This is a genomic window from Mesorhizobium sp. M0968 (assembly GCF_040319065.1).
In the GTDB taxonomy this organism is placed as follows: Bacteria; Pseudomonadota; Alphaproteobacteria; order Rhizobiales; family Rhizobiaceae; genus Mesorhizobium.
Genome location: NZ_JAMYNL010000053.1, coordinates 1 through 15,155 on the forward strand (window position 1 = coordinate 1; position 15,155 = coordinate 15,155).

General features: G+C 57.3%; 12 protein-coding genes and 5 pseudogenes. 8 read left to right on the forward strand and 9 right to left on the reverse strand.

Annotation, left to right across the window (positions count from 1 at the left end):
• Window positions 1-191: 191 nt before the first annotated feature.
• A pseudogene (locus NKH67_RS33050) lies at window positions 192-1,072 on the reverse strand (tyrosine-type recombinase/integrase).
• A gap of 176 nt (window positions 1,073-1,248) precedes the next feature.
• On the opposite strand from NKH67_RS33050, the gene NKH67_RS34260 reads away from it, so the two are divergent.
• Together NKH67_RS34260 and NKH67_RS34265 are read left to right on the forward strand one after the other, a co-directional pair.
• Window positions 1,249-1,395 (forward strand): hypothetical protein, encoded by a 147-nt coding sequence (locus NKH67_RS34260; protein WP_502893843.1) that lies wholly within the window; start codon window positions 1,249-1,251, stop codon window positions 1,393-1,395.
• Between the two features lie 26 nt (window positions 1,396-1,421).
• Complete coding sequence (locus NKH67_RS34265) at window positions 1,422-1,538, forward strand: hypothetical protein (RefSeq protein WP_502893845.1); 117 nt, start codon at window positions 1,422-1,424, stop codon at window positions 1,536-1,538.
• A gap of 69 nt (window positions 1,539-1,607) precedes the next feature.
• On the opposite strand, the gene NKH67_RS33060 is transcribed toward NKH67_RS34265, so the two are convergent.
• The 4 genes and pseudogenes from NKH67_RS33060 to alr form a co-directional block, all read right to left on the reverse strand.
• The gene (locus NKH67_RS33060; protein ID WP_353032896.1) at window positions 1,608-1,877 is read right to left on the reverse strand and encodes a transposase; all 270 of its coding nucleotides are present in this window, start codon (window positions 1,875-1,877) and stop codon (window positions 1,608-1,610) included.
• 65 nt (window positions 1,878-1,942) lie between these two features.
• Window positions 1,943-2,068: pseudogene (locus NKH67_RS33065) on the reverse strand (transposase); the annotation flags it as partial.
• 203 nt (window positions 2,069-2,271) lie between these two features.
• The gene (locus NKH67_RS33070) at window positions 2,272-3,588 is read right to left on the reverse strand and encodes an MmgE/PrpD family protein (protein ID WP_353032898.1); all 1,317 of its coding nucleotides are present in this window, start codon (window positions 3,586-3,588) and stop codon (window positions 2,272-2,274) included.
• A 263-nt stretch (window positions 3,589-3,851) separates the two neighbouring features.
• Window positions 3,852-5,009, reverse strand: coding sequence for an alanine racemase (gene alr, locus NKH67_RS33075; RefSeq protein ID WP_353032900.1), 1,158 nt, complete (start codon window positions 5,007-5,009; stop codon window positions 3,852-3,854).
• Between the two features lie 299 nt (window positions 5,010-5,308).
• Between alr and NKH67_RS33080 the strand changes: the two genes are divergently transcribed.
• The 5 genes and pseudogenes from NKH67_RS33080 to NKH67_RS33105 form a co-directional block, all read left to right on the forward strand.
• Window positions 5,309-6,442 carry a hypothetical protein gene (locus tag NKH67_RS33080; RefSeq protein WP_353032902.1) on the forward strand — a complete coding sequence of 378 codons (1,134 nt, stop codon included), beginning with the start codon at window positions 5,309-5,311 and terminating at the stop codon, window positions 6,440-6,442.
• A 960-nt stretch (window positions 6,443-7,402) separates the two neighbouring features.
• A complete protein-coding gene (locus tag NKH67_RS33085; RefSeq protein ID WP_353032904.1) occupies window positions 7,403-9,151 on the forward strand; it encodes an acetolactate synthase large subunit in 1,749 nt (582 codons plus the stop codon).
• Window positions 9,152-9,609: 458 nt separating this feature from the next.
• Window positions 9,610-10,629, forward strand: a complete 1,020-nt coding sequence (locus tag NKH67_RS33090; RefSeq protein ID WP_353032906.1) for a C45 family autoproteolytic acyltransferase/hydrolase — start codon at window positions 9,610-9,612, stop codon at window positions 10,627-10,629.
• Between the two features lie 528 nt (window positions 10,630-11,157).
• Window positions 11,158-11,556, forward strand: a complete 399-nt coding sequence (locus NKH67_RS33100; protein ID WP_353032908.1) for a hypothetical protein — start codon at window positions 11,158-11,160, stop codon at window positions 11,554-11,556.
• Window positions 11,553-12,044: pseudogene (locus tag NKH67_RS33105) on the forward strand (recombinase family protein); the annotation flags it as partial. The gene NKH67_RS33100 and the pseudogene NKH67_RS33105, both read left to right, overlap by 4 nt.
• Before the next feature lie 44 nt (window positions 12,045-12,088).
• On the opposite strand, the pseudogene NKH67_RS34270 reads toward NKH67_RS33105, so the two are convergent.
• The 3 genes and pseudogenes from NKH67_RS34270 to NKH67_RS33120 all read right to left on the reverse strand — a co-directional run.
• Window positions 12,089-12,576: pseudogene (locus tag NKH67_RS34270) on the reverse strand (transposase); the annotation flags it as partial.
• Window positions 12,569-12,785, reverse strand: a pseudogene (locus tag NKH67_RS33115) (hypothetical protein); the annotation flags it as partial. The pseudogenes NKH67_RS33115 and NKH67_RS34270, both read right to left, overlap by 8 nt.
• A 452-nt stretch (window positions 12,786-13,237) precedes the next feature.
• Window positions 13,238-13,471 carry an ATP-binding cassette domain-containing protein gene (locus NKH67_RS33120; RefSeq protein ID WP_353032912.1) on the reverse strand — a complete coding sequence of 78 codons (234 nt, stop codon included), beginning with the start codon at window positions 13,469-13,471 and terminating at the stop codon, window positions 13,238-13,240.
• A 135-nt stretch (window positions 13,472-13,606) separates the two neighbouring features.
• On the opposite strand from NKH67_RS33120, the gene NKH67_RS33125 reads away from it, so the two are divergent.
• A complete protein-coding gene (locus NKH67_RS33125; RefSeq protein WP_353032914.1) occupies window positions 13,607-14,563 on the forward strand; it encodes a LysR family transcriptional regulator in 957 nt (318 codons plus the stop codon).
• A gap of 267 nt (window positions 14,564-14,830) precedes the next feature.
• Here the strand turns inward: NKH67_RS33125 and NKH67_RS34275 are convergent, their stop codons facing one another.
• On the reverse strand, window positions 14,831-15,112 hold the full coding sequence (locus NKH67_RS34275) for a transposase (protein ID WP_502893844.1): 282 nt from the start codon (window positions 15,110-15,112) through the stop codon (window positions 14,831-14,833).
• Window positions 15,113-15,155: the final 43 nt, after the last annotated feature.

Below are 15,155 nucleotides of genomic sequence, written 5' to 3' on the forward strand. Positions count from 1 at the left end.
TGGACACCCCTCCGCGACAGCCTGAGCGGCGAAACTGGGGAATTTTACTTCGGCACTTTTGGGGAAAATTCGAGCGGCATTGACACGCTGGGCGGTCGACAGCGACGCGTCATGACGGACACGATAGGCTTCGCCGTAGCGACGGATTATGTCCGCCACTTCCGGCCCCGAGCGGGCCATCGCCGCGCCGCTCAGAAGTACTGAGGGTTGGCGGGCGGCGGCAGGGTAGGCGCCGGACGCGGCAAGAGCTCGAAGGGGCTCGACGTGGCGCAGACCTTGTTGGTAGCGATCCGCAGGTAATGGGCGGTGGTCGCGAGGCTGCGGTGACCGAGCGCCAGTTGAATGGTGCGCACGTCGGTGCCGGGCCTCCAACAGATGGACGGCGAAGGCGTGCCGCAAACTGTGCGGCGTGACCGGTTTGGACAAGCCGGAGAGGTCGCGCGCTTTCGCGCAGGCCTGTCCCACCGCACCCCTGGTGATCGGCTGGTCGGCACGATCGCCGGGGAAGAGCCACGCCTTTGGCCGCCGCAGCTTCCAATAGTCGCACAGGATCTCCAAAAGCTTGGGCGACAGCATCACGTAACGGTCCTTCTGGCCTTTGCCCTGCTCGACGCGGATGACCATTCTCTGGCTGTCGATGCCCGTGGGCTTCAGCTGCACAGCTTCCGAGATGCGCAAGCCGGTGGCATAGCAGGTGGTCAGGATGGCGTGGTGTTTGACGTCGAGGACGCAACCGAGGAACCGCTGAACTTCGTCGGGACTGAGGATGATCGGCAGCTTCTGCGGCTTCTTGGGAAGCGGGAGGACCTCTTCAGGCGCCCAGTCCTTTCGAGCGTCACACTGTAGAGAAAGCGCAACGCCGCAATTGCGGTGTGGATCGAACCGGGCGACAGCTTCTTCTCGTTGGTCAGATAGACCTGATAGGTCCGAATATCCTCTCGCTCGAGCAGTCCGGCGACTTGCCGAAGTGGCGGGCGAATAGCGACACCTGTGGCAGATACGACAGCTGGGTGTTGAGCGCGAAGTTGCGCACCTCCATGTCTTCGCTCATGCGCTGGCGAAGTTGGGTCATCACAAAGCTCCTTTGTCCGATGGAATGGGCTGCAAGCAGCCACCCCCATGCTGACGCAGTTGGAGCTTGTTGTGGACACACGACCAGCGCGACAGACGACGCGATCAGATTACGCGGTCGGCACACACCCTTGCCGCTCCGCGGTCGCGGAGCGGGTTAGTCCTAATCGAGTAATGTTGAGCACAACATTACTGGACGACCTCGGAACCCACTCGCTCACCGACCAGCAGCGCTTCCACCTGTTCGAAATCGTCGAGGAACGCTATCGACGCAAATCCACCCTCGTCACCACCCAGGCCCCGGTGGCCGATGGCATGACCTGATTGCCGACGCCACCGTCGCCGACGCCATTCTCGACAGGATCGTTCACAACGCCCACCGCATCGTGCTCCAGGGCGACAGCATGCGAAAGCAAAGGCCGCGCCCCCTTTACCGGCGCGAAAACCGCGAAATCAATCAACCATGAACGCAACAAGGCACCCGAGGACCGACGCCGCCAAACTGTCTCGACATTAGGGAAACGACTGTCCGGGAATTAGCGGAACCCTGTCCGGCTTTTGTGAAATGCGCACACAAAACCGCAGACGCCACCTTCGCCGAGCCGATCCTCGCGATGCGCCTTGCGCCAAGCAAACAGCAGTGGGTTGGAAATCCCGTGACGCCGCGCTGTTGCGGATGCTTGCCGCGGAGCCGAATGGCTCTCCTCGACGATCCGCAGCTTCTCCTCGTCCGACCAGCGGCGTCGGCGCCCAGTGTCAACAATGTCGAGACGAGTGACTTGGCGTCTGTCAGTAGCGATATCCATACCGACAGTCAGCTACATCTCCCTTCTCCCGCAAAGCGGCCCTCCTCGGAGGCGTACGATCCATTGCGCAGCACATTCTGATGGAGATCAAGATCACGGGCTACCTGGGCAACCGCGACGCCCCGATCCTTCACCAACCTGGCTGCCTCAAGCTTGAACTCGCGGCTGAACTTCCTTCTCCTCGTTTCCACTCTCCAGTTCCGTTAAACACCTTATCTCGGTGTCGACGAAACCGGCAGCAGGCCAGCCTGTGGCTTTGGAGGCCTAATGTGGCGCAAAAACCTTGGGCAGTTCAAACCAGAGCGGACTCTAAACAGACAAGTTTTGGCTCAGTTCACGAGCGGTCCAATTCTCTATATCACGAATGATTTCAATTGCACGAGCAGCTTTGTGCTTACCCCAAGACTGAAGAGACTATGTTGAGAAACTTCCTATCAAGTTCCTCATCCGGAAAGCCTCCGGCTTCCGAGCTCCCGGAAGGCCAATCCGCTTTGGCAGATAATGTGGCGCCGCTCTCGCAGGTGACGACGACACGCACGGGGTACATGCCTTTCCCGAAATAGGCTTCATCGGTGGTCGCGTCGTGGTGAAGATTTACCCGTTCCGCCAAGGTTATGACCTCGGGATCGGTCAGGTCAGCCTCAAACAACCCAGACTTCGGTGAACGACCGGTTAGTTCAAGAGCTGCAACATAGCGGGCGTTGAACTGAGCATCGATGATCGAGGTAGGTAGCGGGCTGTTCAGAGTTTGCACTAAGTCGCGAAAGCCGTAAACATCAATCTTAGTGATGACCTCCCCCGCCAAACGGGCAGCGAGAAGGCGCAAGGAATCGAGGAGCGTATGCGTCCAACGGCAGCAGGCATAAGGCTTGAACCCCACATCAAGGATAAGCCACTGGTCCCCCAGTTTGTCGACGGCGAGTTCTTGCTTATAGCAGTCCGAACCAGACATCGCCCAGAACCCAGTGTCGCCATCAAAGATTTCTCGATGCCCTATAAAATCTCGCTCAGCTAACATCGCTGAAAGGACACCCACCTCGCTTGGTATGCCATAGCAATTCTTGATCCAAGAAAATGGAGGATCGCCTTCCACAAATTTTCGGATGCTGGGAAGTGGCGCCTGAGCACCTGCCAGTCCAAACGCGTTAAGAATACGCGTATGCGTCAGCCCCATCAGACTAGCCGCAGCGGTGACGGCACCAAATGTCTGCCATGTTGAGTAGCCAAGGACCGCACACTCGCGTTTAGGCGAAGCTTGCACAGCCCGGCCAATACGCAAGGACACCTCGTATCCTGCGACAATGGAGGTCACAAGATCTGCTCCGGAAGCCTCTCGCTCTTCCGCTAAGGCCAAAGCTGGCGGCACAACGGTTGCGCCTGGATGCCCACCGCGAGTATCATCAAAATCCAGCAGATTTGCAGCCTGAGCGCCTAGATAAGTCGCACTTAGTACGCCCATCCGTAGGTCGGCGCCTGGAACGGATACAGCATCGCTCGCGCCATGCCCCTGCTTCAGAACATCACGAATGATCGTACAGGGTTGGCTGCTCATGCCGCCTATTATGCACGCCACGCTGTCCAGCAAACAGGCCTTCGCATGGCGCAGGACATCCGGCGGGATATCCTCGTACCGAAGCTTTGCTATCCAGCTCGCCAACTTCGACGCGGTTCCTACTCGGGGGCTTAAGCTGCTTGCGGTAGTGTGCCTCATATTCCTGTCCAATTGATCGAAGTCATCGGACAGGTCCTCTGTCCGCTGCCTCTGACACTGAGCCAGGAAGCGATCGCCAGCTCCGGTAACGCCAAATCCCTTGCAGCAGGCCTTTGAGTTTTTCACCGGATGGGTACGCCAGAAACCAACGAAGCAGCAAAACAATGAAGGGGTCAGATCTTAACTTCGCCCAAAGGGGTCAAATCCTCACTTCGCGTGACACTCGCGAAAAGAGGCGCGAGTCCTTTGCTCGCCTCTTCACTCTAGCGCGACCGAGCACCTGCATTAAACGGTCTGCTTACGGAGACCGCGGATGGAGAGGGAGAATTCAGATACTGTCTTGTGCAAGCGGCGCCAAGGCGCGTCAGCACCTCCTGTGGAATAACGCCAGCGGCCGCTGCGAGATCACCGACCGTGAAATCTCCGCCCAGCAATTCCACAAAGGCACCTGGACCACAATGCGCCTCAGGAACGTCCGTTACGTCTATCGTTATATATTCCATTGATATTTTTCCAATTAGGGGAGCCGAATGCCCGGCAATCCGAACGGATATCTTGTTCGCGCTGCTCCATGGAAGGCCATGCCTGTAGCCAATCGCAGCGATCGCTACGCGGCTGGCTCTGACTGTACGAAATGTCGCGCCATACCCAACAGCCTCCCGCCTCGGCACATTGCGCACGTCGAGAATTTTCGCTCGGAGTCTTGCAACGGGCTGAAGCGGATTTGGTTGAATGCCGGCGTCGTTGAGCCCGTACAGCGCTGAGCCAACCCGCACCATATCGAAGTGGTAGGATTTACCCAGCCACACACCGGAAGAAGCAGCGAGACTACCACGGATGGGCTTAAGCAGATTATAGATTGCCTGAAACCGGTTCCTTTGCAGCACGTTAGTCACGTCCGCAACGCATTCGCCGCACGCGAGATGACTGAGCACCACCGAAGGCGGATAACTTTCGAAAGTGCCAGAAAGATACCTGCGCCGCACATCGACAAAAGCGAGCCCAAGGCGGGAGAATCCCGTTTCCACGTTGAGAAAATATGTTTGTGTCTCCCCTTCCGCGCTAATGGCGTCTAATTCAGCGCAATTGTTTACAACAGGTGTGAGATCGTTGGATCGATAGCATCGGCCATACCTCGCAAACTGATCGCAAAAAACTGCAACTGCCGCCACTACATGGGAAGACCTCAGAAGCAGCGCTTCGTTCAGGTTGGCGACAAAGAACAGATCGCAGCCGGCGTCAATGAGCGCCCTTGCAATCTCCACAAGACCAAGCCCGTAGGCGTCGCTTTTGATGACAGCGGCTACTCGAACGTGTGGACCAACGAGTGCTGATATGGTCCGGAAGTTCGCCTGAATCGCTCCCAGATTTATTTCCAATAATACATCGTCAGGACTTACCAAAGACAACATATTCTGCATTCCTGCAATCCCGGTGGCCTGCCTGTAAAGCTCTGAGCTTCGCGACGAAGCCGTAAACGTCATGCGGCTAAAGAAAAACAATTACTTTCATGCCTTAACCCAAATTGGACGCACATTTTGACAAAAATATGCCTACGTCGACAGAGCCGCATATGTAGCCGTAAAAAAGCATTATGAGATGTTAATTAATTGTTCCGGAATGTTAAGAACAAATTAACATAAATTTCACAAACATTTACTTTCTATTCGGCGATATCCTTATCATATTTCCAATGTAGCAATGGTTGTGGAGAAATTTGATGCAGGGCCGCGTAAAGATCATGATAATTGGACACGGCGTGCTTGGTGGCGCCGTTCTTGATTTGCTCAGTCAAAGTGGCAGGCCTTACGATTTGTATGTTGGAGCAAGGAATGTGCAGCAGGCCTCTTTAAGGGCCAATGTGGCGAGATATACGGCCCTAAACCTCGGCCACCATCCGACGATTGAGGTAGTGCCTATGGATCTAATGAATATTGAGGCTACGGCAGAGCGGCTGGCGACCCTCCACCCTAAGATCATTTTCAATGCAACGACATTGCATTCATGGTGGACCATAAGGCAATTGCCGCCCGATGCTTATCACCAGATCGATCGAGCACGCGGCGGCGTATGGACGCCGATGCACCTCGTTCTCGTGCGACGCCTGATGAAAGCTGTGCGAGAGGCCGGGCTTGAGAGCGTGGTTGTTAATGCATCCTACTCTGATGTAACGAATGCCGCCCTCGCTGCAGAGGGTCTCGCGCCAGCGATTGGCATCGGTAACGTCGCGAATGCTGTCCCGGGTATCAGGCTGGCGGCCGCGCATCTTCTGGGTTGCGACTTGAAAGCGGTCGATGTGCGGTTCTTTGCCCAGCACTATGTCAGCTATCGTATGCCGAACACCGGAACCACGGACGGAGCACCCTACCATCTGACCATATATCGCGAAGGCCAGAGAACCCAACCTGAGGAATTGGACCACGATGAGATCTTCGCGAACGTTGCTGGACAATTTCGGCGGGCGGGAGATCTTACGGGACAATCCGTAACGGCTGCGTCGGCGACAGCCGTTGTACGCGCGCTCGCCGATCGCGTGGAGCGCGTCGTTCATGCGCCGGGCCCATTGGGTCTCGTAGGGGGCTATCCCGTCAGGATTACTCCAGCAGGCATTTCGATCGACCTGCCTGAAGGGTTGGCACTGGACGAAGCAGTCGAAATCAACAAGGGATGTCAGAAATTCGACGGGATTGAAGCCATCGAAAACGACGGGACCGTGCGCTTCACTGCGGAGTCGGCAGAAGTCATGCGCAAGCTGCTCGGCTACGATTGCGACGCAGTAGCACTTGAGGAGTGCGAGGGCCGTGCGGAGGAGCTGGCAAGAAAATATGACGACTATCGTCGTCGTTTCGAGTAGTCCAGCGCCCCTCTAAGCATCTAACTGACAAGGCGCCGATTAATGGGCATCCCCATAATCAGGGAGATTGAAGAGGCGCCCCGGACCCGCTTCGGTTCACTCGCTCATCAGCTTCGAGGACCCATTTTGAGGCAGCCGAATTCGTAATCCAGACATATGCAGCCAGCATTGTCGAATGGTGGGGGCGTGGCCCTATCGATCGCTTACGTTGGTGGGCGCTGCCACCCGTCAGTGCCACCGGCTTAAGCCTCGTTGGATTCTCGACCTTACAGACGTGCGCCGCGTCCCGGCGCGATTGCTGTCTGGTCACTCAACGCGGACTTTGCTCTGGTTTCGGGTAGGAAGGCGGCAGCGACGATCCAGATCCTCTACGACCGATAGGCCCAATCATGCGCCTGATATCAACGGTGTATGACACGCCTTCCACGATGCTCTGCCGCATCCCTTCACGAGCAACTGAGCGGAGCAGCTTGAAGATTTCATTTCCCAGAAGAAGGAAACAAAAATGAAAATGGCTACCAATGCTTGCGCCTCCTCCGGCGTTGCTCTGGACGGCATTGATTCCACTAATGCCTGCTCTCGGGGGGCGAGTCACCGTGGAGGCCGGCGTACGGTGCGCGAGGCTACTAAAGGCATTGGTACAATGGTGGCCCGGAAGAACGTAATGGACCGTGTGTTCCGCGCCTATGGCAGACAACCAGTACACCATTTCGAGATCGGTGCGGAAGCAGTAATCGGCATCCAACGTGCCTGCCGGCAGAACCTGTCAGCCATTCTTATGAGGAGGAGATGCCATCAATATCCGAGCTTGCATGAATCACCTTGCGACAGGCAGGTTCAACGACAGCTAGCAGTGGTAGCGGCTACAAAAGCCGTTGAGGCAAGGCGCGGGGTAATAGGCGCAAACTGCTCCGACAATCCGGCCGAGAGGCTGGTAATCATTAATCGAGGACGACACCAATGAACGGAGCCGAACTGTTTGTATCCGCATTGAACAACGAGAATGTGCAGCAAATATTCGGGGTGCCAGGAGAAGAGAATCTCGATTTCGTCGAAGCGTTGCGGCGTTCCTCAATTAAACTGGTGGTGACGCGCCACGAGCAAGCGGCAGCGTTCATGGCGGCTACGCAGGGGCGGCTTACTGGCAAGCCCGGCGTCTGCCTGTCTTCGGTCGGTCCCGGTGCGTTGAATCTCACGACGGGGGCAGCTTACGCCTTGCTTGGCGCAATGCCCATGATCATGGTCACCGGGCAGAAGGCTATCCTAAGCAGGAAGCAGGCACGATTCCAAATCGTTGACGTGGTCTCGACCATGGCGCCGCTGACAAAGATGGCCCACCAGATCCTCAGTCCCACTACAATTCCGATGATCGTGCGCGAAGCGTTTCGGGTTGCGCAGCAGGAGCGGCCTGGGCCGGTCCATCTGGAGCTCCCGCAAGACGTGGCTGCGGAGACAATGGCGGCGGTTTCGGCAATGGTGCCGCCCTATCCCATCGACACGCCCGTCGCGCCCGCCGAGGCATTGGATCGTGCGGCCGAGCTCATCCTCCAGGCCAAACGGCCGCTGGTCATGTTGGGTGCAGCCGCAAGCCGACCGCGATTATCCGAGGCGCTGTCGGAGTTTGAGAGGCGCCTGCAGATTCCCTTTTTCAACACACAACTGGGCAACGGGGCAATGTCAGGTGAGTCCGGGCTGTACATGGGCACCGCTGCTCTGTCGGAGCGGGATTACGTGCACCGGGCGATCGACCGCGCCGATCTCATTATCGCGATAGGCCACGATACCGTGGAGAAGCCACCCTTCCTGATGAAGCGGGAGGGTCCGACCGTACTGCATGTGGGCTACCTGCCGGCGACGGTCGAGGAGGTATTTTTCCCACATGCCGAGGTGGTGGGCGATCTTGGACCGACCCTTCGATTGCTTGCCGACCGCCTCGAGGGAAGGTTGCCTAACGCCGGCGCACTTCTCGGGCTGCGTGAGGAGATCCTGAGAGGTATCGCAGATCAGGCCACGATGTGTCGTTATCCGCTCACCCCGCCGCGAATCGTGCATGACGTGCGCCAAGTCATGGTCGAGAACGGCATCGTTTGTCTCGATAATGGCATGTATAAGGTTTGGTTCGCTCGAAATTACCACTCCAAGCTAGCCAACAGGCTGCTCCTCGACAATTCGCTCGCCACCATGGGAGCGGGGTTGCCGTCCGCGATTATGGCTGCGTTGCTCTATCCGGGACGCCGCGTCCTCGCGGTATGCGGCGACGGCGGGTTCATGATGAACTCACAGGAACTGGAAACAGCACTTCGCCTCGGCCTACATCTTGTAGTGCTCGTCCTGCAGGACAACGCTTATGGGATGATCCGTTGGAAGCAGGCCGCCGAGGGGTACAGTGAGTACGGTACGACGTTCGGAAACCCCAACTTTGTCGCTTATGCCAAAGCCTACGGTATCGAAGCCCGGCGGATCGAGGGCCCCGACGATCTGATGCCGACGCTCGAAGCGGCATTTGCGGCGGGCGGTATCCATCTCATTAGCGCACAGGTGGACTACTCAGGCCAAGACAGACATTGGATCACAACCGGGTCGGCTAATACGTCTAGCGCCGATTTGGCGACCACCATTCGCTGCAGCGTGGATGGTCAAATCCAGGATCTCATTAGCCGGCGACATGCCTCTGAGCGTACCTCTGACACAGCCCACAAGGATGCGTAAGTTCGAAGCTGGCGATGATTATCGGGCCGGCTTCCGTCCAACGGGGCGTGTGGGAGCCGCGGGGACGAAATCGATGTGCGGATGCGTGCCTGCTAGACATTGGTCGCTGGCAACATGCTTGTTTCGGTGGCGATTCGCTGCGAGGGTTGAGCCGTGGTGATCGGCGGTAGACCAGCGGGCCAACGGCCGACCGAACTGCTTTTGGGTGCGCGACTGCGCCCTGCCATGAGCGACGACTCATCACGCTGTCAGATAAGCCACAGGCCACTCCCCACTTTCGCAGGCCCGAAGCGATATGCGGTTTCAAAGCGCGCCGGGCTGCACTCGTTTGGAGTACCAATTTCAGGCTTCGTACGGCGGTCTGGTCGCCCTCTGGCAAATCGCTGGACCTAGTTATGTGTCCTACGCGTCACCCCTGCGGATCATGTTTCGAGATGCAGAAAATGGAGATACCGATAGTGACCCTGTTCGGCACGCCTTATGAGCGAGGCGTTGCCCATGGGGCTCGGTTCCAAGATGAGATCGCTAGCGTTCTTGCGCGGGACGTTGGTGCGTTACCAGCACCCGTTCGATCCGTGGCAGGTCGACGCGCCGTCGCGGCATTTGAGGCAGTTCGGGCGGCATCGCCCGATACGGCAGAGGAGATCATAGGCATCGCCAAGGGTGCTGGTCAGCCAGTGCCCAATCTTGTGCTGCGTAGTGGGTTCGAAATCCTCAAGCGAAACAGTGACAGTGGATGTAGCACTATCGCACTGAAGACGAAGACGGGCGCGATTGCTGCTCAGAACTGGGATGCGCCCGTTCAGAAGCATTCAGAACTTGGTCTCTTTCTGCACTTCTCCCGCAATGGCTTCGAGTTCGCCGTTGTCGCCTCATTCGGTGGCCTCGGCTGGGTGGGGATGAATCGGCATGGTCTTGCGCTGGTCAACAGTGACCTCGTGCTCAACGGGTATGGGGACGGCATTCCAAGCCAAATGGTCCGCCGAATATTGTTGGCGAAGCCCGACGTCAAATCCGCCGCTGATGCGCTCGCGGTGCTCCCGCATACGGGTGGCCGTTCCTACCTGATCGGTGACCGCCGGGGGAAAATCGCCGCCGCGGAAGTGTCGGCGAAGAGCGGTGCAAAGTTCTTACCGCCGTCAGATGCCTATCTGCACACCAACAATTCGTTGCTCCCTACAATGCGGAGTCAGGAAAATCAGAATGCTCTAAGTCGCGTTTATCCGTCGTCGGCTGCACGACTTGAGGCACTCAAACGTGTCTGCGCACGTGAGGAGTTGAGCGTGCGAGGCCTGAAACGGGTGCTCTGCGACAAGACGGGAGCACCCAATGCAATCTGCAAGAGTGCGTCGGCGGACGAATCAACCGAGACAGCGTTTTCGATCATCATGGACTGCGCTCAAGGGGAAATGCATCTGGCCTCCGGTAAGCCCACCGTCGATAGCTATCGGAAAATCGTCCTGCCGGCAGTTTTCTGAATATGGAGGGACTCGCCACCATCAATAAGGTCATTATGTTGGTTGCCACGATGTGTTCCCAGCTGCACCCGCAAACTCGTATCCATAGGACGAAGGCAGCGGCAGCGGACACAGGTGAGCATTTGGACACTTCCGGAAAAGCTAGGTGCCTTCACTTGGATTCTTGATGGCAGGATGGGTCGCGTCCCCCAGGTTGTGTAGCTCGGGCGGTAGCGAAGCCGCTCGGAGCGCGCTCTCGATAGCGCTGTAGCGAGCGAGCGGCTTTGCGGTGGTCATCGACAGTTCGCCCTGGGCGGATAGGCGGGCAGTCGGGCGAGGAGTAGGCGAGCCAGGCCTGCGGGTCGATATCGTTCATCTTGGCGCTGACGATCATGCTGTAGAGAACGGCAGCGCGCTGTCCGCCGCGATCGGAACCGCAGAACAGCCAGGACTTTCTTCCGAGAGCCATCACCCGTTCATTGTGCCCATGTCGGGGACGAACTGGAAGTTCATTATCGCTGCCATCCAAATTTTGGCCGAAAGGTCAGCGTGCGACGTGCGGAGCAGCGGGTAACTGGCCAGTTTCTCAGGGTGCAATACCCATCGGGCATTGTCGTATCGATTCCAGGCTGGATGGTGGATTCGGCAGCTTGCGCGGGCATGACATTTGGCCCGCCACAGGTTGATCTCACCGCCTTGTCTGATCTGAAGAGGCTGGTCATGCCGGTCGCTGTTTCCGCAAACTTCCCGAGCAAGAATGGAATCGCACGGGAGAAAGTCGATGAACAGCACAACGTGCCTGCACCGACCTCGGGCAGGCAGATGAGCCTGATATTCGAACCCCACAGGCTGGAGGGGATGAGCAAAGTGGAGCGGGCGAAGGCCTTGCTGACGCTCGCCCAAAGACTCATGCAGGCCGCTGGTCATCGTCGAGGAGCTCGACGATGACCAGCACTGATCTGATCCCAGCGGCGCTCTTGAAGCGCAAGGCCGTCGTCTATGTGCGCCAGTCGACGCAGTCGCAAGTCATGACCAACCTGGAGAGCCAGCGACGGCAATATGATCTGGTCGACATTGCGCGACAGCGCGGCTTCGCCGATATCGAAGTCATCGACGACGATCTCGGCCGATCAGCAAGCGGAACAGTGGCGCGCCCCAGCTTCGATCGGCTGGTTGCATGGTTGTGTGCGGGCAAGATCGGCGCCGTGTTGTGCCTGGACGCATCGAGGCTCGCACGCAATGGGCGGGACTGGCATCATCTGCTCGAGTTGTGTGGACTTGTCGAAGCCCGGGTCATCGACCACGATGGCGTGAACCCCTGCCTGCCCAATGATCGTCTGCTCTTGGGCATGAAGGGAAGCATCAGCGAGTTCGAACTGGGCGTGCTGAAGGCACGGATGCTCGAGGCCGCCAGATCGAAGGCGCGCCGGGGGGATCCGGGTTGTTTGTACGCCAATTGCTCCGTCATTTCTGCCGTACGATAGACCTCATCGAGTGTCCTGCCGCCGAAGGATGCGTGCGGCCTTCGACCGTTCAAATAATCGATCCAGGAACCGATGCCTTCGCCCACCTCACTGCCGGTCTCGACAGCGTCAAGGAAGACGCATTCGTATTTAATCAGCGGCCGCGCCCGTCCATCGAGATGCGGATGCCCGCGTCCTTCAGTCGTCGCGACGGCGAAGCTGGTGAACGGCGACCCTTGATCCGTCGAAGATGCCGAGCCTGCCGTGGCGGCATCGTCTCCTCGAGCGCGGCGACCCAGAAGTCGGCGTCCATGGTGTCAGACAACCGCCAGGCCAGGACCTTGCGGCCAAACCAGTCCATGATGGCGAAGGGGTAGAGGAGGCCGCGCCGCATGGGATGTAAGTCACGTCGGCGCACCGGACTTGGTCCCGCCGCTCGATCCAGCAGGTAGTGATAGATGGGGTGCTGCGGATGCGGCTCCGTGGTCCTCGGCGCTTGGTAGAGGGTTGGTCAGCCGGAACTGCAGCATGCGCGCCGCCAGCCCGGCGTCCTTCTTTTTCCATACGGCATCGCATCCGACGAAGTCCGGCTTCGACAGTTTCACCGCAATCCCCGTCCCGCCTCCAGCACGTGATCGTCGTCGGTGATGTGATGGCCGAAGTACCGAAACGCCTTGTCGACCGGCACGAATCGAGGGTGAGCAATCCGCAGAGTGAAGGCTTTGGTTGACTAGTTTTTTGCCCAGCCTGAGGAACTGCGACCATAGTCGAATTGCTGCTCTTATGAGGTGAGACCGCACGACCCGCCGCATGCCCTGCGTCATACGATCGCAAGTGGCACGGGAGCTGCTGCCGAGCTTGTGATCAGATCGGCAGAAGCAATCGATCAAGCTTTCACCCTGGGCGATGCCGCTCGAACTGCATGTTCAGTTCGAGCCCTTTCGGGTCTTTCGATAGGCCGAACCAGAGTCAGCAGAATGGCCAAACTCTACTACGATAGCCACGCTGACATGAATCCGTGCTATCACTAGAAGCATTTTTCCACCTTCTGGGGCTGCAATCCCATTGTAGCGTGCTTCTCATAATCTGCTCCTCATAAGAAACTCGACGAAGCGTTGACAATGCCGGATCCTCAGGAAGGCAAGGAGTTGATGTTGGAACTCTCCTCAAGGAGTCCGGCATAATTGTTCTGCCATGATCGTGCCCACTGGAGTGGTGTAGTAAGTCACCTTGCCATTCTTGGCGAGCAGGCCGAAGATCGCGTTGATCAACGTTGACTTCCCGCAGACAGATTCCCCGACCACCCCGACAACACGGTGGTAGGGGCGGCGATACGGAACGATGGCGTCCGATGCGATCGAGTTGGCGACGCTGAAATGGTTGGCTACTTTTCGAAGCATCGTAAACCTGCGCTGCGTCCACTACGGTAGCATCTGGGAGCACTTAAAGGCGTCCGTAGATCTCGAGCACTCAGGTCCCCCGGTATTGGCAGGAGCTGTTGAAATGCGTTCTTCAAAAACACAGTGGTCGCGGTCATGAACTTACGCAGCATTGAACAATTCATCATCATCGCTGAACTGGGTAGCCTCTCGAAGGCAGCGGCACGGCTTTCCCAATCACAGCCTTCCCTCAGTCGAAGCCTTAGGCACTTGGAAGCGGAGCTCGGGATGCCCTTGTTTTTCCGCCACGGGCGAGGTCTTACGCTGACGGAAGCGGGAAAGATATTTCTTCAGCGCGGGCGTGCCGCGTTATCAGAGATGGAGGAGGCGTTCGAAGCTATTGCAGAGTTGAAAGTAAGTCCTAGCGGGACCGTACATGTAGGCTTGCCGCCAAGTGTCGCAAAATTGGCGATGGCCAACTTGGCTAGACGTTTCAGAGCTGAATTCCCTGCAGCATCACTTAAAGTGATAGAAATGTACACAGGGGACGTACCAGAACAACTCGCCACAGGGCGCATAGATATCGGAATTTTCTATGAAAGCCAGGTGGCTGCAACGGTTTGCAGTGAAGCGATCTTCGTAGAAGATCTATACCTTGTTGGAGGTCCAGAATCGCTTTTTTTTAAGGATGCCAAATGTCCATTCGACATCTTGCAAGAGATTCCATTGATCTTACCCGCTCGTCAACATGGAGTAAGGAGTTTGCTTGATCGAGAGGCTACTCGGTCGAATCGTTTACTTCATCCTATCTTGGAGCTTGATGCTATGTCACCACTCCTTGAGTTGGTAAGGCAGGGAATTGGATATACGGTCCTTCCAATCGCGTCAGTTCATGACCTTGTCGCAGACAATGTTGTGAAAGCTTCAATGATTGTTAATCCGGTTCTTACCCGCAAAGTTTTTATTGGAGTATCTCGTGAACGGCCATTCAGTAGCGCTTGTCGGGCTGCACTTCGCTTGGTTCGGCAGACCCTTGATGATTCCGCAACCAAAGCGTGTTGGCGCTCTGCGAGTGAGCTTGCCTGGCAACCTGCACCAGGTAATTCTCTCTAATTGGGATCCGCATTTGGCCTCGTTTGAAGGGCGGAAAACTAGAAGCTGAGCGAGGGGGACTAGAACATCGGAATTGCATAAGCAATAAGGCGGAACAGCAATAGCCTGTAATTACTCTCGGTCTGTGTGTTGACAGAGCAGATCCGACTTATTCCCGGTGATGGCCGGCTGCCTGCAAACGGTGCGGACATTTCTCGGCCTTGAACGCAGAGAGGCAGTTAGCCCCGACCGACCAGAGTTCATCGATGGTTCTGACGGCGGCCTTTCTCAGGAGTCCTTGAGCTTCGAGAAGGCCATCCCGATCGGATTGAAGACGGGCGAGTATGACGGCAGAAAAAGGACCTGCGCGCCAGCCTTCTCGATTGCTTCGCGCACGCCGCTAATCTTGTGGGCTGGCAGAGTGATGGGGGTGTCTAATCGCGGTGGGGACGTCAAGTATCTTCGCGCTCGGAGATGCGTTGGCCGGGTACACGGTTGTCTTCGCGGTTGTCTAATCGCGGTGGGGACGTCAAGTATCTTCGCGCTCGGAGATGCGTTGGCCGGGTACACGGTTGTCTTCGCGGTTGTCTAATCGCGGTGGGGACGTCAAGTA

Coding starts and splice junctions, on each gene's coding strand:
- NKH67_RS33060 (WP_353032896.1), bottom strand. CDS start 1,877: ATGGATATCGCTACTGACAGACGCCAAGTCACTCGTCTCGACATTGTT.
- NKH67_RS33070 (WP_353032898.1), bottom strand. CDS start 3,588: ATGAGGCACACTACCGCAAGCAGCTTAAGCCCCCGAGTAGGAACCGCG.
- alr (WP_353032900.1), bottom strand. CDS start 5,009: ATGCAGAATATGTTGTCTTTGGTAAGTCCTGACGATGTATTATTGGAA.
- NKH67_RS33080 (WP_353032902.1), top strand. CDS start 5,309: ATGCAGGGCCGCGTAAAGATCATGATAATTGGACACGGCGTGCTTGGT.
- NKH67_RS33085 (WP_353032904.1), top strand. CDS start 7,403: ATGAACGGAGCCGAACTGTTTGTATCCGCATTGAACAACGAGAATGTG.
- NKH67_RS33120 (WP_353032912.1), bottom strand. CDS start 13,471: ATGCTTCGAAAAGTAGCCAACCATTTCAGCGTCGCCAACTCGATCGCA.
- NKH67_RS33125 (WP_353032914.1), top strand. CDS start 13,607: ATGAACTTACGCAGCATTGAACAATTCATCATCATCGCTGAACTGGGT.